The organism is Mesorhizobium sp. B2-3-7, from assembly GCF_006442695.1.
Lineage (GTDB): Bacteria > Pseudomonadota > Alphaproteobacteria > Rhizobiales > Rhizobiaceae > Mesorhizobium.
In genome coordinates, this window is record NZ_VFVV01000018.1 from 1 (window position 1) to 21,380 (window position 21,380).

Below are 21,380 nucleotides of genomic sequence, written 5' to 3' on the forward strand. Positions count from 1 at the left end.
GTGGCGGATCAGCCGCCGGTGCCGCCGGCGGGGGTGGCGGGGGCTGGAGCTCCGGATCGCCGGCCTGCACCGGCGGCGTCGGATCGACCGGCGGATTGTTGACGTCGCCTTCGGACGGCACGGGCACGTGCGGCAGTTGGGAAGGCGGCGGCGGCGGCTCGGTTGCCGGAGGTTCGGGCTCGGGCGCCGCCGTCGGTCCGATCCCCGGCGGCGCTGCGGCCGGCGATGTCGGCGTTATCAACGACGAGCGCAGATACCAGTTCTCCGCGCTGCCTGCGGTGACGCCACCCTTGAACAGATAATATTCGAAGGCGCCCGCCGCGACCGGCGCGTCGAGCGCGAAGGCGCTGGCGCTGGAGGTGGCGCCATTGACCGCCTGGACGACCATGATGCCGTCCTGCGTCGTCTCGGCACCCGTGCCGCCGACATTGACCACCCCGATGCCGGTCGAGCCGGAAGCCGTGCCGCCCGACAGCACCAGCCTGTCCGAGGCCGAGGAATCATCGCCGAGTTCCGTCTGGATGAGCAGCAGGCCGCCAAGCCCGGTGTAATTGCCCGAAATCGTCAGCCGATCCGTCGCGCCTGTACTGCCATTGGTCAGGTCGATGCGGCCGGCATTGACGACGTCCGCAAGCTGGCCCGCCGTAAAGGCCTGTATCGACGCGTTGAAGCCGCCGCCATAGAGCGTGCTTGCCGCATCGACGCTGAGCGAGCCCGTGCCGGTGCCGCTGTCTCCCAGCACCAGATTGCCGTCCAGCGTGAGTTCGGTGTCGTTGGTGGCGTCGATGCTCTCCCAGTTCTGCACCCGGCTGATGCCTTTGAGCTTGACGTTGTCGAAACTCAGCGTGTCGGTGCCGAGGCCACCATTCAGCGCGTCGGCGCCGCCCATATTGGAATTGGTCAGGTTGCTCAGCTTTGCCGTGTCGTTGTCGGCGCCGAGGTCGACGGCGCCATAGATGATGCCGCCGCCGTCCCAGACGAAACTGTCGGCGCCGAAGCTCATCAGCACGTCGCCGCCGACCGTGCCGCCGGTAATAGTCACGCTGTCATTGCCGCCGCTGACACTGATGTTGCCGCCGATCGTGCCGCCCGAAAGGATGATCGTGTCCTTGTCGAAGCCGGTGACCAGGTTGCGGTCGATGGTGCCGCCGGACATGTTGAAGTAGTTCTGGTCGAGCTTCATGTTGACGCGGCCGATGCGGCCGCCCGTCATCACCGCATGGTCGCCGTCGTCGAAGAAATCGACGATGCGTCCGTCCGTCATGGTGAAGGTGTCGAGGCCATCACCCTGGTTAAGTGAACCGATCTGGCCGCCGCTTATGTTGAAGTCGTCTATGCCCGAGCCCTGCTGCACATTGCCGATGACGGTGCCAGCGCCGATGGTGAAGAAATCGGCGCCACCGCCCTGGTCGACCGTGCCGGTGATGGTACCGGATTGCATGTTGATGCGGTCCGAACCAACGCCGAAGGTGACATTGCCGCTCACCTGGCCGGTGCCGCCGGCGGGAAAGGTGAGCGTGTTGTCGCCGTTCAGATCGTTGAGGCTGCCGCCCGAATCGCCGCTGTCGCAGATGAAGGTGTCGTTTCCGGCGGTCGGAACGAGCAGGCATGCGGCGAAGGCGGCGGAATTGGGCAGCAACGCCAGCGACGTCGCGGCAAAAACGCCAAGCATTCGAGGAAGAAACATCACCGGCATATGCCGTTTCAGAACAACTAATTTAGCGATGTCTTCCGAATCGCCATTCGGAAGCCTGTTTTCAAAGCGCCGCACCGCGTCCCTCCAAGATTCGCGATTGCAAGCCCCCACCCTACGCCGCAATGAAGACACAATTCGTTCCGTTTTACAAAGCCTAATCTGCCCGTCATGGTTGATGAACTGGAAAACGGGCCGGACAGAGCTGTGCTTTGATTGAGCCAGAATTGGTGCTTGGCGTGCGTCTCGCCAACCCTCCAAAGCGTGTTGGTGGCGGCGCGTACGCTGGCGCGGCCACACAGCCCGCCGTCGGCGTTGTTTTCGTGATGCGCGGCCGATTGTCAGAGAATTGACCCGCGGCGGATCTTGGCTTAAAAACTGCCTCGGCCAGATTTTTTCGAGTTCCGAAAAAAATAATGGCAAGGGAGGAAAACATGTATGTCGGCCTCGACCTTGGCACGTCGGGCGTCAAGGCGCTGCTGATCGATGCCGAACAGACCGTCATCGGTTCCGGCCATGGCGCGCTCGACGTTTCGCGGCCACATCCCGGCTGGTCCGAACAGGATCCAGCCCACTGGCTACGCGCCTGCGAAGACGCGATTGCCGAACTGAAGGCCTCCCATCCCTGGCAGCTCGCGGCGGTGAAAGGCATTGGCCTATCCGGTCAGATGCATGGCGCCACCTTGCTCGATGCCTCTGACAAGGTGCTGCGCCCCTGCATTCTGTGGAACGATACGCGCAGCCATGCCGAGGCAGCCGCGCTCGACGCCGATCCGCGGTTTCGCGAGCTGACCGGCAACATCGTCTTTCCCGGTTTCACCGCGCCGAAGCTCGCCTGGGTGAAGAACAACGAACCCGCCATTTTCGCCAAAGTGGCCAAGGTGCTGCTGCCCAAGGATTTCCTGCGGCTGTGGCTGACCGGCGAACATATTTCGGAAATGTCGGACTCGGCTGGCACTTCCTGGCTCGACGTTGGGAAGCGGCGCTGGTCCGCCGACCTGCTCGCGGCCACGTCGCTCGACGAAAAGCACATGCCATCCCTGGTCGAGGGTACGCAGAAGGCCGGTGGGCTGCGCGGCGAGCTGGCGTCGAAATGGGGGGTCGAAGCCGGCATCCCGATTGCCGGCGGCGCCGGCGACAATGCGGCTTCCGCCTGCGGCATGGGCACGGTCCGTGCCGGCCATGCGTTCGTGTCTCTGGGCACGTCAGGCGTGCTGTTTGCCGCCAATGCCTCCTATCTGCCCAACCCGGCAAGCGCGGTCCACACTTTCTGCCATGCGCTGCCTGACACCTGGCATCAGATGGGCGTCATCCTGTCGGCCACCGATTCGCTCAATTGGCTGTCCGAGATTACCGGCAAGGGCGCAGGCGAGTTGACATCGGAACTGGGCGATACGCTGAAGGCGCCGACCGGCGTGTCCTTCCTGCCCTATCTCTCGGGCGAGCGCACGCCACACAATGATTCCGTCATTCGCGGCTCCTTTACCGGACTGGCGCATGAATCGAGCCGCGCCGTCCTGACCCAGGCCGTGCTGGAAGGCGTGGCCTTCGCCTTTCGCGACAGCCTCGAGGCGTTGAAGACTGCGGGCACGAGCTTGATGCGTGTGACGGCGATCGGCGGCGGCTCGCGCTCGCGCTACTGGCTGAAGGCCATCGCCACCGCGCTTCAGTTGCCTGTCGACATTCCCGCCGACGGCGACTTCGGCGCCGCCTTCGGCGCCGCCCGGCTCGGCCTGATCGCAGCGACGGACGCTGATCCGCTCGATGTCTGCACGGCGCCGAGGACCGATGCAACGATCGAACCGGATGCCGGCTTGGATGGTGCATTTGCCGATGCCTACCAGCGCTACCGCGGGCTTTATCCGGCGATCAGGGCGGCAACGGCGTGAGCAAGCGCCACGCGCCCCCCTCTGCCCTGCCGGGCATCTCCCCCTCTAGGGGGAAGATCGGCAGCTTTGGCGGCTACGCTAGCCTTGCAAGGCCGGAGGTTGGCGAAGGTATAACAATCAGCCAATCTCCCCCCTTAAGGGGGAGATGGCCGGCAGGCCAGAGGGGTGCGCCTGGCGCCTACCTTAGCCGTGAAGCCTCACTGCGCCGGCACCTTGTCGAGGAAGCCGGTGATGCTCTTCAGGCGGCCGTTCTCGATGACGCCGATATCGGTGCCTTCGATGATGGACGGTGTGCCCTCCGGGCCGAGGTTCCAGGAAAAGCGGATTTTGTCGGCAAACCCGTCCGGTGTGCCTTTCAGCGAGAAGCGGAAGCCGGCAAAGCGCTGCTGCACGCCGTCGATCAGCGCCGCGACGCCTTCATGGCCGTCGCCCTGCATGATGGGATCGCGATAGCTGACGTCTTCGGTGAAAGTCGCCTTGAGCAGCGCCTGACGGCGCGCGGCGTCGCTCTCGTTCCAGGCGGTGATGTAGCTTTCGGCGATCTTGTTGAGATCGGTCATGATCTGTCTCCTTCGTTGGCTTTGACATGACCCTTTTCACCCAACGGACGAACGGAACCAATTACGCCTGAGGTAATCAGGCGGAGCCATTTCGGAGAGGAAGGAAATCCATGAGCAGCGGCTTTTTCGGCGACATCCAGAAGATCAAATATGAGGGGCCGGACTCGGCCAATCCGCTGGCTTACCGGTTCTACAACCCGGACGAGTTGGTGGCCGGCAAGCGGCTGGAAGACCATCTGCGCTTCGCCGTCGCCTACTGGCATTCCTTCGCCTGGCCGGGCGGCGATCCGTTCGGCGGCCAGACCTTCGATCGGCCGTGGTTCCCCAAGGCCGGCGGCATCGACACGATGGAACTGGCAAAACTGAAAGCAGACGTCGCCTTCGAGATGTTCTCGCTGCTCGGCGCGCCCTATTTCTGCTTCCACGATGCCGACGTGCGGCCCGAGGGCAAGGATTTTTCGGAAAGTTCCGCGCGCCTCGACGAGATCGCGGACTATTTCGCCACCAAGATGAAGCAGACTGGCGTCAAGCTCTTGTGGGGCACGGCGAACCTGTTCTCGCACCGCCGCTTCATGTCGGGCGCCGCGACAAACCCCGATCCGGATGTGTTTGCCTATGCGGCGGCGACGGTGAAGAGCTGCATCGACGTCACCAAGCGGCTGAAGGGTGAGAACTATGTGCTTTGGGGCGGACGTGAGGGCTATGAGACGCTGCTCAACACCGACCTTGCCCGCGAGCAGGAGCAGGCCGGCCGTTTCCTCAACCTCGTCGTCGACTACAAGCACAAAATCGGCTTCAAAGGCACGATCCTGATCGAGCCGAAGCCGCAGGAACCCACAAAACACCAGTACGACTACGATGTCGCGACCGTCTATGGCTTCCTCAAGCGCTTCGGCCTGGAGAAGGAGGTCAAGCTCAACATCGAGCAGGGCCACGCCATCCTCGCCGGCCATTCCTTCGAGCACGAGCTGGCGTTGGCCAATGCGCTCGGCATCTTCGGCTCGATCGACATGAACCGCAACGACTACCAGTCGGGCTGGGACACCGACCAGTTCCCCAACAATGTGCCGGAGATGGCCCTGGCCTATTACCAGGTCCTGCAGGCGGGCGGCTTCAAGACCGGCGGCACCAATTTCGACGCCAAGCTGCGCCGCCAGTCGCTCGATCCGCAGGACCTGCTGATCGGCCATATCGGCGGCATGGATGCCTGCGCGCGCGGCCTGAAGGCAGCCGCCAAGATGGTCGAAGACAAGGCGCTGTCGGCTCCACTCGCCGAGCGCTACGCAGGCTGGAACAGCGGCGAGGCCAAGGCGATGCTTGCCGGCAAGCGCACGCTGGAGGACATCGCCGAGCGCGTGGTGAAGAAGAAGATCGAACCGCAGCCGCGCTCCGGCCGTCAGGAACTGCTGGAAAACATCGTCAACCGCTACGTGTAAGGGATGAAAGGCGGGCGGCGGCTCGTTCAGCCGCCGCTCCGCTTACCCACGCCGCTTCGCGGGGAGAAGTTCCCGGCGTCGCGCTTATTTGCCTGCCGCCCTGTTCGCCATTGAACGGAAAAGGTGCCGGCGGGCGGACGAGGGTGGCGCCGAGACCGGGTGAAGGGCTTTGCGCCAGTGCGGAATCGACGACAAGGTTTTGCCCACTGACGCCCCTCAATCGCCTCTCTCTTGCCTTCAAACTGCCGTCACGAATCTCCTATAAGAAGGTGCTCGTGGCGGGAGAGGAAGAAGGAGGCGAACCGATATGCAGAACGAACGTGAAATCGACGCCCTGCTCTCAAATGGCGAGGCCGGGTCGATTATCGACCGGCTGATGGCAATGCCGCATCCGAAGGATGGTGCGCGCCGCTCCAACGAATGGGACCGCGCCGTTGCCAGCCGTTTCGAGACCCATCTGGCAAGACAGATGCGCTCGCAGATCGATAGTGGCGGCGACCGGCAGAAAGCCGCCTGATCAACCGCCTCCCACCCTCGGGTCAAGCCCGTGGGCATGCTTTGGACGACATGTACATCAACCCCGGCGTAGCCTGACCGGGGCTTCACCGAAAGCTCTTGAAAACGCCCTCGAAAATGCCGCGGCGGATGAAAATCCGGTCCGCCCGGCAATGTCGGCCATGGCCACTCTGGTGTCGATCACCAGCCGCCGCGCAGCACCCAGGCGCAGCCTGAGATAGTAGGCGCCGGGCGTCTCGCCGATCGACTTGCGGAAGATGCTCTCCAGTGTCCGTGCCGTCACCCCGGCGCGCTTTGCCACGGCGGCGACCGTCAACGGCTGGTCGACATGCGCCTCCATCAGCCGGATGGCTTGCGCCAGGCGCGGGTCATAGCCGTCGAGCCGGCCGAGCGAGACCAGGGGCTGAGCGTCGGTGGCCGCACGGGCCTGATCGTAGATGAAGACGCTGGCCACATCGAGCGCCACGGCCATGCCGAGGCGGGTGCGAACCAGGTGCAGCATCAGGTCGAAGGTGGGCGAGGCGCCGCCTGAGGTGAAGACCGGCCCGTCGATGACGTAACGGTCCGGGCGGACGTCGACGCCCGGAAAGGCCGACGAGAAATCCTCCATGTCTTCCCAGTGGGTGGTGGCGCTGCGGCCTTCGAGCAAGCCGGCCCGCGCGACCAGCCATGTACCGGCCTCGACGCCGCCGCAGGCGCGCGCCGAACGGGCGGCGCGGCGCAGGCCCGAGAGCAGAGCCGACGTCGCATAATTCTGCGTGCCGAAACCGGCGACGACGACAAGAACGTCGGTCGGTTCGGCCGCGTCGAAGCGGCCGCTGACCGCCACTGGCAGGCCGCAAGTGGTGACCGGCGCCTCGCCGGTTACGGAAACCAGCTTGAAATCGAACAATGTCTCGCCGGAGATGCGGTTGGCGGCGCGCAGCGGGTCGACCGCCGAGGCCACGCACATGATGGACGAGCCGGAAAACACCAGCATCGTCACCTTGAGCGGCAGACGCTCGGCGCGAAAGATCGTCAGTTTTTCGCCTTTAGTCATGGAAGCTTCGTAAAACGCAAAGCAGTTTTCGGCAAGTCGGGCGATGCTTGGCGCCTGTTTCGACTGGGAGGAGAGTTCCATGCCGCTTGCGATGAACCGTGAGGTTTTCATTACCTGTGCCGTGACCGGGTCCGGCGGCACGCAGGACCGCAGCCCGCATGTGCCGCGCTCGCCCAAAGAGATCGCCGATTCGGCCATCGACGCGGCCAAGGCGGGGGCGGCGATCGTGCATTGCCATGTGCGCGACCCCGAAACCGGCAAGCCCAGGCGCGACGTTCATCTCTACCGCGAGGTGACCGAGCGCATCCGCGAGGCAGACGTCGACGTGGTGCTGAACCTTACCGCCGGCATGGGTGGAGACATGGTGTTCGGCTCGCCCGAAGCGCCGCTGCCGCTCAATGAGAAGGGCACCGACATGGGCGGCGCCACCAACCGCATGGAGCATGTACGCCAGTGCCTGCCGGAGATCTGCACGTTGGACTGCGGCACAATGAACTTCGCAGAGGCCGACTATGTCATGACCAACACACCCGGCATGCTGCGCGCCATGGGCGGCATGATGACCGCGCTCGGCGTCAAGCCGGAGATCGAGGCCTTCGACACAGGCCATCTGTGGTTCGCCAAGCAGTTGGTCGAGGAACAGGTTCTGAAGCCGGATGCGCTTGTGCAGCTTTGCATGGGCGTGCCATGGGGGGCGCCTGACGACCTCAACACCTTCATGGCCATGGTCAACAACGTGCCGTCGACCTGGAGCTGGTCGGCCTTTTCGATCGGCCGCAACCAGATGGCCTATGCCGCCGCCGCAGTGCTGGCCGGCGGCAATGTCCGCGTCGGTCTCGAAGACAATCTCTGGCTCGACAAGGGCGTGCTTGCCACCAACGCGCAGCTGGTCGAACGTGCCGCCAGCATCGTCACCAATCTCGGCGCCAGGATTCTGGGGCCGGAGGAAGTGCGCAGGAAGCTCAACCTCACCAAGCGGCCGCCGATCGCGGCATAGAGAGGGGAGCTTCAGATGGCCACCGTCAAATTCACCGCAATGAAGGATGGCGACAAGGACGACTACGAATTCCTGACCGCCCATGAAATCGACTATGCCGCCAAAACCGGTGATCGGTTGCTGGAAGCCCTGGTTCAACTCGACGAGGGCCTTTCCGGCTACAAGATCACCCGGCTCGGCCATTCGCTGCAGGCGGCAACACGCGCCTGGCGCGACGGCGCCGACACCGACTGGATCGCCTGCGCGTTGCTGCACGACATCGGCGATATCTACGCACCCTACAACCACGACGAATACGCCGCGTCGATCCTGAAGCCTTTCGTGCGCGAACAATGCACCTGGGTGGTGGAGAAGCACGGCGATTTCCAGCGCCTCTACTATGCCCATCATCTTGGCGGCAACCGCCATGCGCGTGACCGCTTCGCCGGTCATGCCTATTTCGACGATTGCGACCAGTTCTGCGAGCGCTGGGACCAGTCGAGCTTCGACCCCGACTACGAGACGCTGCCGATCGAGTTCTTCAGGCCATTCGTGCTCGAAGTCTTTGTCCGCAGGGCCTACGACCCCGCCATTATCCGCGCCGGCGAGCGCGTGCCGCTCACCGATCCCGAAACAGCCAAGACAAGAACCGGAGCCTGACCATGAGCATCATCAACAAGGCGGCCGCCATCGGCGGCGGTGTCATCGGCGCAGGCTGGGTGGCGCGCCTGCTCTTGAATGGCATCGACGTGTCGATCTTCGACCCTGATCCCGAGGCCTCGCGCAAGGTCTCAGAAGTGATGAAGGGCGCGCGCCGCGCCTACAAGCAGATGGTTCCGGGCGGCCTGCCGAAAGAAGGCAGGCTGACCTTCGCCAAGACCATCGCCGAGGCGGTGGCCGATGCCGATTTCATCCAGGAGAGCGTGCCGGAACGGCTCGACCTCAAGCATAAGGTCCTGTCCGAGATCGATATCCACGCGCCGGCCAACGCCATCGTCGGCTCGTCCACATCAGGCATCAAGCCGACCGACATGCAGGTGGCGATGAAAAAACACCCGGAGCGGCTTGTCGTCGGCCACCCGTTCAACCCGGTCTATCTCCTGCCGCTGGTCGAGATCGTCGGCGGCGACCAGACATTCCCCGAGGCGGTCGAAGTCGCCAAGGAGATCTATGCCTCGATCGGCATGAAGCCTGTCGTCATCCGCAAGGAGATTGAAGCCTTCGTCGGCGACCGACTGCTGGAAGCCGCCTGGCGCGAGGCGCTGTGGCTGATCAAGGACGGCATCTGCACCGTCGAGGAACTGGACGACATCATGCGCTATGGCTTTGGCCTGCGCTGGGCGCAGATGGGTATGTTCCAGGTCTATCGCGTCGCCGGCGGCGAAGCCGGCATGCGCCACTTCATGGCGCAGTTCGGCCCCTGCCTGAAATGGCCGTGGACCAAGCTGATGGACGTACCGGAGTTCAACGACGAGCTGGTCGACCTGATCGCCACGCAGTCGGACGACCAGGCGCATGGCCTGTCGATCCGCGAACTGGAAAAGATCCGCGACGACAATCTGGTCGCCATCATGGATGCGCTCTCGAAGCAGAACAAGGGCAAGGGCTGGGGAGCCGGCGCCCTGCACAGGGACTATACGAAGCAGTTGGCCAAGCTGGCGGCGAAAAAGCCGGCCGCCTCCAAGGCGGCCGAGAAGGCGAAGGCATCGAAGCCGGTGAAGAAAGCCGAAAAACCGAAGAAAAAGAAGAAAGGCTGAGACCATGGATTTCGGTCTGTCGGAGGAACAGAAGCTCATTGTCGAGACGACGCGCGCCTTCGTCGAGAATGAGCTTTACCCGCATGAGCGCGAGGTCGAGCGCACCGGCGTGCTGCGCCGCGAACTGATCGAGGAGCTGAAGGCCAAGGCGATCGAAGCCGGTCTCTATGCCGCCAACATGCCGGCCGATGTCGGCGGCGCGGGGCTCGATACGGTGACCTGGCTGCTTTACGAGAAGGAACTCGGCCGCGCCAACTACGCGCTGCACTGGACCTGCGTCGCGCGCCCCTCCAACATCCTTTTGGCCGGCACGCCGGAGCAGCGCGAAAAATATCTGTTCCCGTGCATCCGCGGCGAGAAATGGGATTGCCTGGCGATGACCGAGCCGGGCGCCGGCTCCGATCTGCGCGGCATGAAGGCGACCGCCGTGCAGGACGGCGACGACTGGGTATTGAACGGCACCAAGCACTTCATCAGCCACGCCGATCTCGCCGACTTCGCCATCGTCTTCATGGCCTCGGGCGAAGAGGATTCGCCGCGCGGCAAAAGCAAGAAGATCACCGCCTTCTTCGTCGACAAGGGCACCAAGGGTTTCACGGTGCGCGACGGTTACCGCAACGTCTCGCATCGCGGCTACACCAACGCCATCCTCGAATTCGACGATTGCCGCCTTCCGGCAAGCCAGGTGTTGGGTGAAGTCCACAAGGGTTTCGACGTCGCCAATTCCTGGCTCGGCGCCACCCGCCTGCAGGTGGGCGCCACCTGCCTCGGCCGCGCGGAACGCGCGCTCGGCCACGCGGTCGAGTACGCCGCGCAGCGTCAGCAATTCGGCCAGCAGATCGGCAAGTTCCAGGGCGTGTCGTTCAAGCTCGCCGACATGGCAACCGAACTCAAGGCCGCGGACCTGATGGTGTTCGAAGCCGGCTGGAAGTACGATCAGGGCACCGTCACCGACCAGGACATGGCCATGGCCAAGCTGAAGGCCACAGAAATGCTGGCTTACGTCGCCGACGAAGCGATCCAGATCCATGGTGGCATGGGGCTGATGGACGACCTGCCGCTGGAGCGCATCTGGCGCGACGCCCGGGTCGAGCGCATCTGGGAAGGCACGTCGGAAATCCAGCGCCACATCATTTCGCGGGCGCTGCTGCGCCCGTTCGGGGCCTGATCCATGCACAAACTTGAACGCCTTCTGCGCCCTAAATCGATCGCCGTGTTCGGCGGCGCGCAGGCCGCCGCGGTCGTGGCACAGTCGATCAAGATGGGCTTTGCCGGCGAGATCTGGCCGGTGCACCCGAGCAAGGAAGAGGTCGCCGGCCGCAAGGCCTATCGTTCGATCGCCGATCTGCCCGGCGCGCCGGACGCCGCCTTTGTCGGCGTCAACCGACACCTGACCATCGACGTGATCAAGGCCCTGGCCGAACGCGGGGCCGGCGGGGCCGTCTGCTTTGCCGCCGGTTTCCTCGAAACCGAAGCCTATGACGCGGATGGCGAGCGCCTGCAGGCCGAACTCGTCGCCGCCGCCGGCGAGATGCCGATCATCGGGCCGAACTGTTACGGCCTGATCAACTATGCCGACGGCGCGCTTTTGTGGCCCGACCAGCATGGCGGCATAAGATTGGCCGACGGCGGCAAAGGGGTGGCCATCATTACCCAGTCGTCCAACATCGCCATCAACATGACGATGCAGAAGCGCGGCCTGCCGATCGCCTTCCTGATGACCGCCGGCAACCAGGCGCAGACCGGCCTCTCCGAAATGGCGCTCGGCCTGATCGAGGACGAGCGCGTCAGCTCGCTCGGCCTGCACATCGAGGCTTTCGATTCGGTAGCCGGCTTCGAGCGGCTGGCGGCACGGGCCAGGGAATTGAAAAAGCCGATCATCGCCATGAAGGTCGGCCGCTCCGAACAGGCCAGGCAAGCGACCGTCTCGCACACCGCGTCGCTCGCCGGCTCGGACGCAGCGTCCGGGGCCTTCCTGAAACGGCTCGGCATCGCGCGCGTCGATTCCATCCCCGCCTTCATCGAGGCGCTGAAGCTGCTGCATGTCACCGGTCCGCTGCCCGGCTACAGCCTGTCATCGATGAGCTGTTCGGGCGGCGAGGCTTCGGTCATGGCCGACAGCGCCGAAGGCCGCTGGGTCAACTTCCCGGTGCTGACGGAAGAACACCGTGCCCACGTCAAGTCGACGCTCGGGCCGCTGGTCGCGGTCGCCAATCCATTGGACTATCACACCTTCATCTGGAACAACGAGCCGGCGATGACCGCCACCTTCACCGCCATGGTGTCGGGCGGCTTCGACCTCAATATGCTGGTACTCGACTTCCCGCGCCCGGACCGCTGCTCGGTGACCGACTGGTGGGCGACGCTGCGCGCCTTCGAATCGGCGCTCAAGACCAACAAGGCACATGGCGCGATCGTCTCGTCGCTGCCCGAGAACCTGCCCGAGGAATACACCGCCGAGCTGATGGCGCGGGGCATGGTGCCGCTGTTCGGCATTTCCGAAGCGATGGATGCCGCCCAGGCGGCCGCCTTCATCGGCTGGGCCTGGCGCGAGCCGCAGGCGCAGCCGGTCGACACCTCAGCTTCCGGCGCTGCCGGCGGCGAGCATGTCACGCCTGACGAGGCGCAAGCCAAGGCGCGGCTGATCAAGGCCGGGCTGCCGGTGCCCAAGGGCGAGCGCGCCGACAGTGCCGTCGAGGCGGTGATCTCGTCCATGGCGCTCGGTTTCCCCGTGGCGCTGAAGGCCCTGGGTGTCACCCACAAATCCGAGGTCGGCGCTGTCAGGCTCAACCTCAGGGACGCCGAATCCGTCAGCACCGCCGCGCACGACCTTTTGCCGCTCGGCACCGGCCTTTATGTCGAGCGCATGGTGCGCGACGGCGTCGCCGAGCTGATCGTCGGCTTCACCCGCGATCCGATGTTCGGCGCTGTCATGACGCTGGGCACCGGCGGCGTACTGGTCGAATTGCTGCGCGACAGCGTCACCTTGATGCTGCCGGCGACCCGCGACGACATCGAGGCAGCACTTCGCGCTCTCAAACTGTTCCCGCTGCTCGAAGGCTATCGCGGTCGGCCGAAGGCCGACGTCCAAGCTGCCATCGACGCCATCGCGGGCATTGCTGCCTTCGTGCAGACGAATGCCGGCGAGATCGAGGAACTCGACATCAATCCGCTGATCGTCTGCAGCGAGGGCAAGGGCGCCTGGATCGCCGATGCGCTTTTGGTGCTGGGAGAGAACAAGAATGCCTGACGTCGTTTCGACCCGCCGTGAAGGCTCGATCCTCGAGGTCACGCTCGATCGGCCCAAGGCCAACGCCATCGACCTGAAGACCTCTCGGCTGATGGGCGAGACCTTCAAGGCGTTTCGCGACGACCCCGGCTTGCGCGTCGCCATCGTCAAGACCGCCGGCGACAAGTTCTTCTGCGCCGGCTGGGACCTGAAGGCCGCCGCCGGCGGCGACGCCGTCGACGGCGACTATGGCGTCGGCGGCTTTGCCGGGCTGCAGGAACTGCGCGACTTGAACAAGCCTGTCATCGCCTGCGTAAACGGCATGGCGGTGGGGGGCGGCTTCGAGCTGGCGCTGTCCTGCGATCTCATCTACGCCTCCGATCACTCCTCCTTCGCATTGCCCGAGATCCGCGCCGGCACGCTTGCCGACGCCGCGACCATCAAGCTGCCGAAGCGCATTCCTTATCATGTCGCCATGGACCTTTTGCTCACTGGCCGCTGGATGGACGTTGCCGAGGCGCATCGCTGGGGCCTGGTCAACGAGGTGCTGCCGAAGGAGAAGCTGGAGGACCGCGTCTGGGAGATCGCCCGCCTGCTCGCCAGCGGCCCGCCGCTTGTCTTCGCCGCGATCAAGGAAACCGCGCGGGTGGCCGAAGCGCTGACTTTCCAGGACGCGATGAACAGGGTGACGCGCCGGCAGTTGCCGACGGTCGATGCGCTGTACGGTTCCGAGGACAATATGGAAGGGTTCCGGGCTTTTGCGGAGAAGCGGGAACCGGTGTGGAAGGGGAAGTAAAGCAATGCCAGAGATGACGGCGCGAGGCACCCCCCTCTGGCCTGCCGGCCATCTCCCCCGCAAGGGGGGAGATTGGATGTCATTTCCGCTTTCGCCAATCGTCAACGCTGCAATAAGGGCGATGTCGATTGAACTGCCAATCTCCCCCCTTGCGGGGGAGATGTCCGGCAGGACAGAGGGGGGTGCCTGGGCTCGCCGTTCACAGTCGGCGCGGCCATGACCGACTACAGCAAACTCATTGATGCCGAGACCCGGGCCTTCATCGAGCGGACCAATTCCTATTACCCGCCGGATACGATCGACTACACGATTGCCGAGCAGCGCGAGATCTACGCCCGCATGTGCCGGGAGTTCTTTGCCGGCTATCCCGTGGGGGTGACAGCGGAAACCACCGCTATTGCCGCACAGGCGTGCAATATCCCGATCCGCATCTATCGCAGCGCCCCGCAGGCAGTGGCAACGGTGCTCTATTACCACGGCGGCGGGTTCATCCTTGGCGGGCTCGACAGCCATGACGACGTTTGCGCCGAGCTTTGCGGCCGCACCGGCTATGACGTCGTCTCGGTCGACTACCGGCTGGCGCCGGAGCATCTGCATCCGGCCGCGTTTGACGATGCGATGAACGCCTTCGAGTGGGCGGCAGCCACCCGCGATCATCCCGTCCTGCTCTGCGGCGACAGCGCCGGTGGCAATCTCTGCGCCGCAGTCAGCCATGCGACGCGCGGCCATGCGAAGAAACCGATCGGGCAGGTGCTGATCTATCCCGGGCTCGGCGGCGACCGTTCGCGTGGCTCCTATCTGAAGCATGCCGAAGCGCCTATGCTGACCACGCGCGACCTCGAATTCTACAAGCACATCCGTACCGGCGGCGTGGACCAGACCGGCGACATCACGCTTCAGCCGCTGGCCGACGCCGATTTCGCCAACCTGCCGCCGACCGTGCTGATCACCGCCGAGTGCGATCCGCTGTCGTCGGACGGCGAGGCCTATCGCGACCGCATCGTGGCGGGCGGCGGGCGAGCCACTTGGTTCGAGGAAAAAGGGCTTGTGCACGGCTATCTCAGGGCGAGGCACACGGTCGGCCGCGCCCGCGCCAGCTTTACCCGCATCGTCGAGGCGGTGTCGGCGCTCGGCAAAAGCGAGTGGATCTGGTGAGGGCCTCCTCGCATGACAATCGACAGAAGATGATCAACCCAGCGACTGCCAAGCCGTTCGGCGCTCAGCCTACCGAACGAGCCGCCGCCCGGCCGGCGCTGCGGCCGGAGAAGATACAGCCGCCCAGGAACGTGCCTTCGAGCGCCGCATAGCCATGCACGCCGCCGCCGCCGAAACCGGCGGCTTCGCCGACCGCATAGAGGCCCTGAACCGGCTCGCCATCGCTCCCCAGCACGCGGCTTTCGAGATCGGTCTGCAGGCCACCCAGCGTCTTGCGGGTCAGGATGTTGAGGCGAACCGCGATCAGCGGGCCGTTCGCGAGATCGAGCATCTTGTGCGGCCTGGCCGTGCGGATCAGCCGGTCGCCGAGATAGGCCCGCGCTCCGCGCAGCGCGGTGACCTGCATGTCCTTGGAGAAGGGATTGTCGAGTTGCCGGTCGCGGGCGCGGATCTCGCGCTCGACATGGGCGACGTCGAGCAGCGGTTCGCCGCCGGCCAGCTTGTTCATGCGCGCCACCAGATCGGGCAGTTCGGCCTCGATGATGAAATCCTCGCCCTTCTCCATGAACGCCTTGACCGGGCCCGGAATGCCCGACGTGGCGCGGCCGAGCACCTGGCGCCAGCTCTTGCCGGTCAGGTCCGGGTTCTGCTCGGAGCCCGAGAGCGCGAACTCCTTCTGGATGATTTTTTTGGTCAGGATGAACCAGGAATAATCGAACCCGGTGCTCGTGATGTGGCTGAGCGTGCCGAGCGTGTCGAAACCGGGGTAAAGCGGCACCGGCAGGCGCTTGCCCCTGGCGTCGAGCCACAGCGACGACGGACCGGGCAGGATGCGGATGGCATGATCGGTCCAGATCGGCGCCCAGTTCCTGATGCCCTCGACATAGTGCCACATGCGGTCGCGATTGATGACGCTGCCGCCGGCCTGTTCCGTGATCGCCAGCATGCGGCCGTCGACATGGTCGGGCACGCCGGTGATCATGCACTTCGGCGCCGCGCCCAGACGCTTCGGCCAGTTTTCCCGGACCAGCTGGTGGTTGCCGCCGATGCCGCCGGAGGCGACGATCACGGCCTGCGCATGAACCTCGAAATCACCTGATATCTCACGCGAACTCTTGTGGCCGCGCTCGACGGTGCTTGGTTGCAGGATGTCGCCGCGCACCCCGTCGATCCTCGTGCCGGTGCGGATCAATTCGTTGACGCGGTGGCGGAACTTGAAGCGGATCAGTCCCTTCTTCTCGGCTTCGCGGACGCGCAGCACGAAGGGCTCGAGCACGCCGGGACCGGTGCCCCAGGTGATGTGAAAGCGGGGCACGGAATTGCCATGGCCAATGGCATTGCCGCCGCCGCGCTCGGCCCAGCCGACCACGGGAAAGAATTTCATCCCGCGCTCCAGCAGCCAGGAGCGCTTCTCGCCGGCGGCGAAGCCGACGTAGGCCTCGGCCCATTTGCGCGGCCAGTGATCCTCCGGCCGGTCGAAAGCGGCGGTGCCCAGCCAGTCCTCGAGCGCCAGCTCGTGCGAATCGCGGATGCGCATGCGCCGCTGCTCGGGCGAATCGACGAGGAACAGACCGCCGAACGACCAGAAGGCCTGGCCGCCCAGCGACTGCTCCGGTTCCTGGTCGACGATGACGATCTTCTTGCCGGCCTCGGCCAGTTCGGCGGCGGCGACCAGCCCGGCAAGGCCGGCGCCGACAATGATGACATCCGCGTCGTCAGCCAATTTCCCCTCCCGTTAGCTGGCTACCGTATGAATCTCGAACCGGAATATATTAATGATGGTCAGACCGCCTCCCAGCCATCCTTGCCGCCGGCGCGGAAGATGGCGTCGATGACCTTCTGGTTGAGCACGGATTCCTCCAGCGTGAAGACGCGCTCCTTACCGCCCTGGGCCGCCCGCGCGAAGGTCTCGACCTCGAGCCGGTACTGCTGCGTACCGGGAAAGCGGAACACCTGCGCCTCCGTGTGGTTTTGATTGTGCAACTCGACGCGGTGGTGATCGTAGAGCCCGGCATTGAACGGCGAGAACACCTCGATGAACCCGTTCTCGCCATGGAATACCATCACCTGGCGCGCGGCCATCTGGGTCGAGAGATAGAAGGACAGTTCGAAGTCGCCGAAATCGGCGCGGATCGAGGAATAGATGTCGGTGCCGAATTTTTTGTCGCGCTCGATCGTCGCCTGCACGCGCAGCGGCTCCTTGCCGGTGGAAAAGCGCGTCGACACGGTCGGGTAGACGCCGATGTCGGGCAGCGCGCCGCCGCCAAGGTCGAGCTGGTTGCGCATGTTGTTGGGATCGACATTGTAATAGGAGAACGCGCCCTGCACATGGCGCAGCCGGCCGATGACGCCGCTGGCGATCAGGTCGCGCACCTTGATCCATTGCGGATGGTAGACGACCATGAAGGCTTCGCAGACCAACACCTTGCTGGCATCGCGCAGCTTGATCAGCGGCGGAATGTCCTTGGCGTCGAGCGCCAACGGCTTTTCGACCAGCACATGTTTTCCCGCCTGAATGGCCTTGGCCGTCCATTCGACATGCTGCGATGTCGGCAGCGGGATATAGACGCCGTCGACCTCGTTCGAGGCGAGCAACTCCTCATAGGAACCGAAAGCATGCGGCGCGCCGAAGCGATCGGCCAACCCACGGGCCTTCGACTGATCGCGGCTGGCGATTGCAGACAGCACGCCATTTTCCGCCTCCACGATCGCAGGTAAAAGCTGCTCGCGACCGATCTTGGCCGTCGATAACACACCCCATCGGAACATCAGGCTTCTCCTCTCGATTACAGGCGAGGAGGTTTGCCTGAAATCGGGGCAAAAGCCAATGCGGGGGCCAAGTTCCTCGCCCCACGAGCGGGGAGCGATGGCTCAACCCCTCTTCCCCGTCAGCCTCATGTCGAAACCGACGACGTTGGAATAGATCGGCGTGCCGACATCCATTCCGTAGCGCGACCGCAGCACCTTGCCGGTGACGTGGAACCCGATCGTGCCGGACTTCAGGCCATCGAGCTCGGCGGTGAACTTTTCCGCAAACGTCTTGCCGCGCGCCGTCAGCCGGCCGGTGACAAGCGCCGTCGTATCGCCGGTGCGGATCACGCTGGTCGAGCGGAACTGGATTTCGGGGCTGTTGGCCGCATCGAACACGGCGTCTGAACGCAGGAAAGCGTCGATGCGGCCCTGGCCGGTGCCGACGCTTTCGGGAAAAATGGTGAGGTTGACCTTCGAGCGGCTGACGTCGTCATTGTCGATGCGGATCGTGCCCTTGAAGTGAGCAAACGCACCATCGAAACCGCCGCCGCCGGCCTTGCCGATGGTGAAGCGGATCGAGGAGTCAGCCTGGCTGATCGTGTAACTGCCGGCGGCATCATCGAGGACAACTGCTGCCCAGACAGGCACGGCAAGGCAAGCGGCAAGGGCCGCCGATCCGAGGAGTCGCGCATACATGAGATTATTTCCTTCTTCGGAGGCAACGCTCTTCGCGTCCTCGCTTACAAACGAGGCCGAACCCCGTTCTATTCCCCGCCTGAGGAAGGCGTGACGATGCGTGTAAGCACATTGTCCCTCAGTCGGAAATGATGGCGCAGTGCCGCCGTGACATGCAGCGCCACAAGTGCTGCGCCGGCATAGGCAAGGTACCAGTGCGCTGCCGCCCAAAAACTCTCGGCGGCATCGGATTCCGCAAGCGGCAGGTTGGGCATCACGAACAGGTTGAACGGCATGCTTGGAATTTCCAGCGTCGAGACCGAAACCAGCGCCCAGCCGGACAGAGGCAAAGCGATCTGGAAGGCATAGAGCGCCAGGTGAGCGAGCGGCGCCGCCCGGCGCTCCAGGGATCCGACCGAGGATGGCAAGGCCGGCGCGGCATTGCCGAGCCGCCAGGCGATGCGCAGGATGATCAGGCCGAGCAGCAGGAAGCCCAGCGATTTGTGCAGCTGGATGAGCTCGAAAGCCGTGCGCTGGCTGCTGATGCGGACCATCGCGAAACCGAGCGCGAACTGGCCGATGAAGGCAAGGCCGATCAGCCAATGAAGCAGGATTGCCGCCCAACCGTAGCGGGTCGGGGTATTTATGATCGAAGCTCGCATGGAAGGTGAACGAATGTCGCGTCGGCTTTCTTCCACCCTCCCACAAGGGAGAGGGCAGCCTATCCGCTCACCCTGAAGAAATCGATGAAGGCCCTGAGCGCAGGCCGCATCTGGCGGCGACTCGGATAGTAGACGAAGAAACCCTCGAAGGACGGACACCAATCCTCCAGCACGCGGATCAGCCGGCCATCGCGGAGCGGCTCGCGGACATAATCCTCGAAGACGAAGGCAAGCCCGGCCCCGTCGACCGCCGCCTGGGCGATCAGATGGTCTTCGTCGAGAATCAATGGTCCTTGCGCGGCAATCTCGATCTCCTCGCCATCCCTGGCGAATTCCCAGCGGTAGAGGATGCCGCTGGAGAAGCGGAAGCGGATGCAGCGATGGTCGGACAGGTCACGCGGGTGGCGAGGCCTCGGCATGGTGTCGAAATAGGAGGGCGAGCCGACCACGGCGCCGCGGATATCGGGCCCGATGCGCAGCGCGATCATGTCGCGCTGCAGGCTTTCGCCAAGCCGCACGCCGGCGTCGAAACCGCCTTCCACGACGTCGGTGAAGCGGTCCTCGATGACGATCTCCAGCACGATATCGGGGTAAGCCGCGGCAAAGGCGCCGAGCCGCGGGGTCAGCACCAGATGGGCTGCCGTGCGCGGCACGCTGAGCCGCAGATTGCCGAACGGCCGGTCGCGCGCCTCGACCGCCGTCTCCAGTGCCAGGTCGATCTCCGACAGCGCCGGCCGCAATCGTTCCAGCAACCGCGCGCCCTCTTCGGTCGGGGCAACGCTGCGGGTGCTGCGTGCCAACAGCCGCACGCCAAGCCGCGCCTCAAGGCTGGACACGGCATGGCTGACCGCCGACGGCGCGATCGCCAGTTCCCTGGCCGCGCCGCGAAAGCTGCCGCATTGGGCAACAGTTGCCAGCACCGCAAGCTGTGAAAGATGTGCTCGGTTCATTGATCTATTTTCTAGAACGCCCCGTGCACAGATCAGCCGATTATCGAACATAAGGCAAGGCGCTATTTCCTGGGCATCGCAACAAGGAGACGCGTGATGAAAACCCGCAAACTCGGTACTGAACTGGAAGTTTTCCCGGTCGGCCTCGGCTGCATGGGCATGAGCTTTGGCTATGGGGGCCAGCCGGAAGCCGAGGCGATCGCCACCTTGCGCCGCGCCGTCGAGATCGGCGTCAATTTCTTCGACACGGCAGAGGTCTACGGGCCCTACGAGAACGAGATCCTGCTCGGCAAGGCGCTGAAGCCGGTGCGCGATCAGGTGACGATCGCAACCAAGTTCGGCTTCAAAATCCTGGAGGAAGGCACCGGCACCGATCGCATGGCGGGCGTCGACAGCCGCCCCGAACACGTCAAGGCCGTCGCAGAGGCGTCACTGAAGCGGCTGGGCACCGACGTGATCGATCTCTATTACCAGCACCGCGTCGACCCGAACGTGCCGATCGAGGACACGGTCGGCGCCATGGCCGAGCTGGTGCGCGAGGGCAAGGTGCGCGCGCTCGGCCTTTCGGAAGCGAGTGCCGCCACCATCCGCCGGGCGCATGCCGTGCATCCGATCGCGGCCGTCCAGAGCGAATATTCGCTGTGGAGCCGTAACCCGGAAGACGAGGTGTTCGCCGTCTGCCGCGAACTCGGCATCGGTTTCGTTCCCTATAGCCCGCTCGGCCGTGGCCTCTTGACCGGCACGATCGCCAAGCCCGAAACGCTTGATGACGACGACTGGCGCCGCACCTTGCCGCGCTTTCAGGCCGACGCCATGGAAGCCAATGCCAAGGTCGTGGCCACGCTGGAAAAACTGGCGACCGAAAAGGGAGTGACCTCGGCACAGCTGGCGCTCGCCTGGGTACTGCACCAGGACGATTTCATTGTCCCCATCCCGGGCGCCCGAAAGATCCGCCATCTCGAGCAGAACACGGCGGCGGCTGATATCGAGCTGAGTGCCGCAGAGGTACAGACCATCGGCGATGCACTGTCGCCTGATAAGGTCATGGGCAAGCGCTACACAGAGGAGCTGCTGGCGCTGGTGAATGGGTGATTGGCAATCCCAAGAGAACCGAAAAGGGGTGCTCCTGCCCCCCTTTTCGATGCCGCGCGGCATAAAAGATTGCCAGACGCCCGCGTGAAACACCCCCCTCTGTCCTACCGGACATCTCCCCCGCAAGGGGGGAGATTGGCAGCTTCGCTGTCTCGTCTACCTTATGCCGTCTGTAATTCGCGAAAGCGGATCAGAGCCGATCTC

At 64.4% G+C, this 21,380-nt stretch carries 18 protein-coding genes and 1 pseudogene; 11 read left to right on the forward strand and 8 right to left on the reverse strand.

Going from position 1 to position 21,380, the window contains the following annotated elements; translation table 11 throughout:
* Window positions 1-1,672: pseudogene (locus FJ940_RS26265) on the reverse strand (autotransporter outer membrane beta-barrel domain-containing protein); the annotation flags it as partial.
* A gap of 455 nt (window positions 1,673-2,127) precedes the next feature.
* On the opposite strand from FJ940_RS26265, the gene xylB reads away from it, so the two are divergent.
* The gene (xylB, locus tag FJ940_RS26270) at window positions 2,128-3,582 is read left to right on the forward strand and encodes a xylulokinase (RefSeq protein WP_140658412.1); all 1,455 of its coding nucleotides are present in this window, start codon (window positions 2,128-2,130) and stop codon (window positions 3,580-3,582) included.
* Between the two features lie 197 nt (window positions 3,583-3,779).
* Here xylB and FJ940_RS26280 read toward each other — a convergent pair whose 3' ends face one another.
* Window positions 3,780-4,142, reverse strand: coding sequence for a nuclear transport factor 2 family protein (locus FJ940_RS26280; protein WP_140525794.1), 363 nt, complete (start codon window positions 4,140-4,142; stop codon window positions 3,780-3,782).
* Window positions 4,143-4,252: 110 nt separating this feature from the next.
* On the opposite strand from FJ940_RS26280, the gene xylA reads away from it, so the two are divergent.
* Window positions 4,253-5,578, forward strand: coding sequence for a xylose isomerase (gene xylA / locus FJ940_RS26285; RefSeq protein WP_140491093.1), 1,326 nt, complete (start codon window positions 4,253-4,255; stop codon window positions 5,576-5,578).
* A 307-nt stretch (window positions 5,579-5,885) separates the two neighbouring features.
* Window positions 5,886-6,095, forward strand: a complete 210-nt coding sequence (locus FJ940_RS26290) for a hypothetical protein (protein WP_140517775.1) — start codon at window positions 5,886-5,888, stop codon at window positions 6,093-6,095.
* Between the two features lie 57 nt (window positions 6,096-6,152).
* Here the strand turns inward: FJ940_RS26290 and FJ940_RS26295 are convergent, their stop codons facing one another.
* Window positions 6,153-7,133, reverse strand: coding sequence for a GlxA family transcriptional regulator (locus FJ940_RS26295; RefSeq protein WP_140491100.1), 981 nt, complete (start codon window positions 7,131-7,133; stop codon window positions 6,153-6,155).
* Between the two features lie 79 nt (window positions 7,134-7,212).
* On the opposite strand from FJ940_RS26295, the gene FJ940_RS26300 reads away from it, so the two are divergent.
* The 7 genes from FJ940_RS26300 (at window position 7,213) to FJ940_RS26335 (ending at window position 15,046) form a co-directional block, all read left to right on the forward strand.
* A complete protein-coding gene (locus FJ940_RS26300; RefSeq protein ID WP_140491102.1) occupies window positions 7,213-8,130 on the forward strand; it encodes a 3-keto-5-aminohexanoate cleavage protein in 918 nt (305 codons plus the stop codon).
* 15 nt (window positions 8,131-8,145) lie between these two features.
* Complete coding sequence (locus FJ940_RS26305) at window positions 8,146-8,769, forward strand: HD domain-containing protein (protein WP_140491104.1); 624 nt, start codon at window positions 8,146-8,148, stop codon at window positions 8,767-8,769.
* A 2-nt stretch (window positions 8,770-8,771) separates the two neighbouring features.
* Window positions 8,772-9,866 carry a carnitine 3-dehydrogenase gene (locus FJ940_RS26310; RefSeq protein WP_140491107.1) on the forward strand — a complete coding sequence of 365 codons (1,095 nt, stop codon included), beginning with the start codon at window positions 8,772-8,774 and terminating at the stop codon, window positions 9,864-9,866.
* Window positions 9,867-9,870: 4 nt separating this feature from the next.
* Window positions 9,871-11,034: an acyl-CoA dehydrogenase gene (locus FJ940_RS26315; protein ID WP_140658338.1), complete on the forward strand. Its 1,164-nt coding sequence runs from the start codon at window positions 9,871-9,873 to the stop codon at window positions 11,032-11,034.
* 3 nt (window positions 11,035-11,037) lie between these two features.
* Entirely contained in the window at window positions 11,038-13,116 is a 2,079-nt protein-coding gene (locus tag FJ940_RS26320; protein WP_140554543.1) for an acetate--CoA ligase family protein, read from the forward strand.
* On the forward strand, window positions 13,109-13,891 hold the full coding sequence (locus FJ940_RS26325) for a carnitinyl-CoA dehydratase (RefSeq protein ID WP_140517770.1): 783 nt from the start codon (window positions 13,109-13,111) through the stop codon (window positions 13,889-13,891). The genes FJ940_RS26320 and FJ940_RS26325 overlap by 8 nt, the downstream gene beginning before the upstream one ends.
* A 216-nt stretch (window positions 13,892-14,107) precedes the next feature.
* Entirely contained in the window at window positions 14,108-15,046 is a 939-nt protein-coding gene (locus FJ940_RS26335) for an alpha/beta hydrolase (protein WP_140658340.1), read from the forward strand.
* A 64-nt stretch (window positions 15,047-15,110) separates the two neighbouring features.
* Here FJ940_RS26335 and FJ940_RS26340 read toward each other — a convergent pair whose 3' ends face one another.
* The 5 genes from FJ940_RS26340 to FJ940_RS26360 all read right to left on the reverse strand — a co-directional run bounded on the left by FJ940_RS26340 (window position 15,111) and on the right by FJ940_RS26360 (window position 20,084).
* Window positions 15,111-16,769, reverse strand: a complete 1,659-nt coding sequence (locus tag FJ940_RS26340) for an FAD-binding dehydrogenase (RefSeq protein ID WP_140658342.1) — start codon at window positions 16,767-16,769, stop codon at window positions 15,111-15,113.
* Window positions 16,770-16,828: 59 nt separating this feature from the next.
* Entirely contained in the window at window positions 16,829-17,815 is a 987-nt protein-coding gene (locus FJ940_RS26345; protein ID WP_140491121.1) for a Gfo/Idh/MocA family oxidoreductase, read from the reverse strand.
* Between the two features lie 102 nt (window positions 17,816-17,917).
* The gene (locus tag FJ940_RS26350) at window positions 17,918-18,493 is read right to left on the reverse strand and encodes a YceI family protein (protein WP_140658344.1); all 576 of its coding nucleotides are present in this window, start codon (window positions 18,491-18,493) and stop codon (window positions 17,918-17,920) included.
* Between the two features lie 68 nt (window positions 18,494-18,561).
* Window positions 18,562-19,134: a cytochrome b gene (locus FJ940_RS26355; RefSeq protein ID WP_140517768.1), complete on the reverse strand. Its 573-nt coding sequence runs from the start codon at window positions 19,132-19,134 to the stop codon at window positions 18,562-18,564.
* A gap of 59 nt (window positions 19,135-19,193) precedes the next feature.
* Entirely contained in the window at window positions 19,194-20,084 is an 891-nt protein-coding gene (locus tag FJ940_RS26360; RefSeq protein WP_140658346.1) for a LysR family transcriptional regulator, read from the reverse strand.
* A 96-nt stretch (window positions 20,085-20,180) separates the two neighbouring features.
* Here FJ940_RS26360 and FJ940_RS26365 point away from each other — a divergent pair, with 96 nt between their 5' ends.
* Window positions 20,181-21,176, forward strand: coding sequence for an aldo/keto reductase (locus tag FJ940_RS26365; protein WP_140658348.1), 996 nt, complete (start codon window positions 20,181-20,183; stop codon window positions 21,174-21,176).
* Window positions 21,177-21,380: the final 204 nt, after the last annotated feature.

Excerpts from the sequence above, each read along its gene's own strand:
- FJ940_RS26280 (WP_140525794.1), bottom strand. The coding sequence starts at position 4,142 with ATGACCGATCTCAACAAGATCGCCGAAAGCTACATCACCGCCTGGAAC.
- xylB (WP_140658412.1), top strand. The coding sequence starts at position 2,128 with ATGTATGTCGGCCTCGACCTTGGCACGTCGGGCGTCAAGGCGCTGCTG.
- FJ940_RS26345 (WP_140491121.1), bottom strand. The coding sequence starts at position 17,815 with ATGTTCCGATGGGGTGTGTTATCGACGGCCAAGATCGGTCGCGAGCAG.
- FJ940_RS26305 (WP_140491104.1), top strand. The coding sequence starts at position 8,146 with ATGGCCACCGTCAAATTCACCGCAATGAAGGATGGCGACAAGGACGAC.
- FJ940_RS26360 (WP_140658346.1), bottom strand. The coding sequence starts at position 20,084 with ATGAACCGAGCACATCTTTCACAGCTTGCGGTGCTGGCAACTGTTGCC.
- FJ940_RS26350 (WP_140658344.1), bottom strand. The coding sequence starts at position 18,493 with ATGTATGCGCGACTCCTCGGATCGGCGGCCCTTGCCGCTTGCCTTGCC.
- FJ940_RS26335 (WP_140658340.1), top strand. The coding sequence starts at position 14,108 with ATGACCGACTACAGCAAACTCATTGATGCCGAGACCCGGGCCTTCATC.
- FJ940_RS26355 (WP_140517768.1), bottom strand. The coding sequence starts at position 19,134 with ATGCGAGCTTCGATCATAAATACCCCGACCCGCTACGGTTGGGCGGCA.
- FJ940_RS26320 (WP_140554543.1), top strand. The coding sequence starts at position 11,038 with ATGCACAAACTTGAACGCCTTCTGCGCCCTAAATCGATCGCCGTGTTC.
- FJ940_RS26295 (WP_140491100.1), bottom strand. The coding sequence starts at position 7,133 with ATGACTAAAGGCGAAAAACTGACGATCTTTCGCGCCGAGCGTCTGCCG.
- FJ940_RS26315 (WP_140658338.1), top strand. The coding sequence starts at position 9,871 with ATGGATTTCGGTCTGTCGGAGGAACAGAAGCTCATTGTCGAGACGACG.
- FJ940_RS26325 (WP_140517770.1), top strand. The coding sequence starts at position 13,109 with ATGCCTGACGTCGTTTCGACCCGCCGTGAAGGCTCGATCCTCGAGGTC.
- FJ940_RS26300 (WP_140491102.1), top strand. The coding sequence starts at position 7,213 with ATGCCGCTTGCGATGAACCGTGAGGTTTTCATTACCTGTGCCGTGACC.
- FJ940_RS26365 (WP_140658348.1), top strand. The coding sequence starts at position 20,181 with ATGAAAACCCGCAAACTCGGTACTGAACTGGAAGTTTTCCCGGTCGGC.
- FJ940_RS26290 (WP_140517775.1), top strand. The coding sequence starts at position 5,886 with ATGCAGAACGAACGTGAAATCGACGCCCTGCTCTCAAATGGCGAGGCC.
- FJ940_RS26310 (WP_140491107.1), top strand. The coding sequence starts at position 8,772 with ATGAGCATCATCAACAAGGCGGCCGCCATCGGCGGCGGTGTCATCGGC.
- xylA (WP_140491093.1), top strand. The coding sequence starts at position 4,253 with ATGAGCAGCGGCTTTTTCGGCGACATCCAGAAGATCAAATATGAGGGG.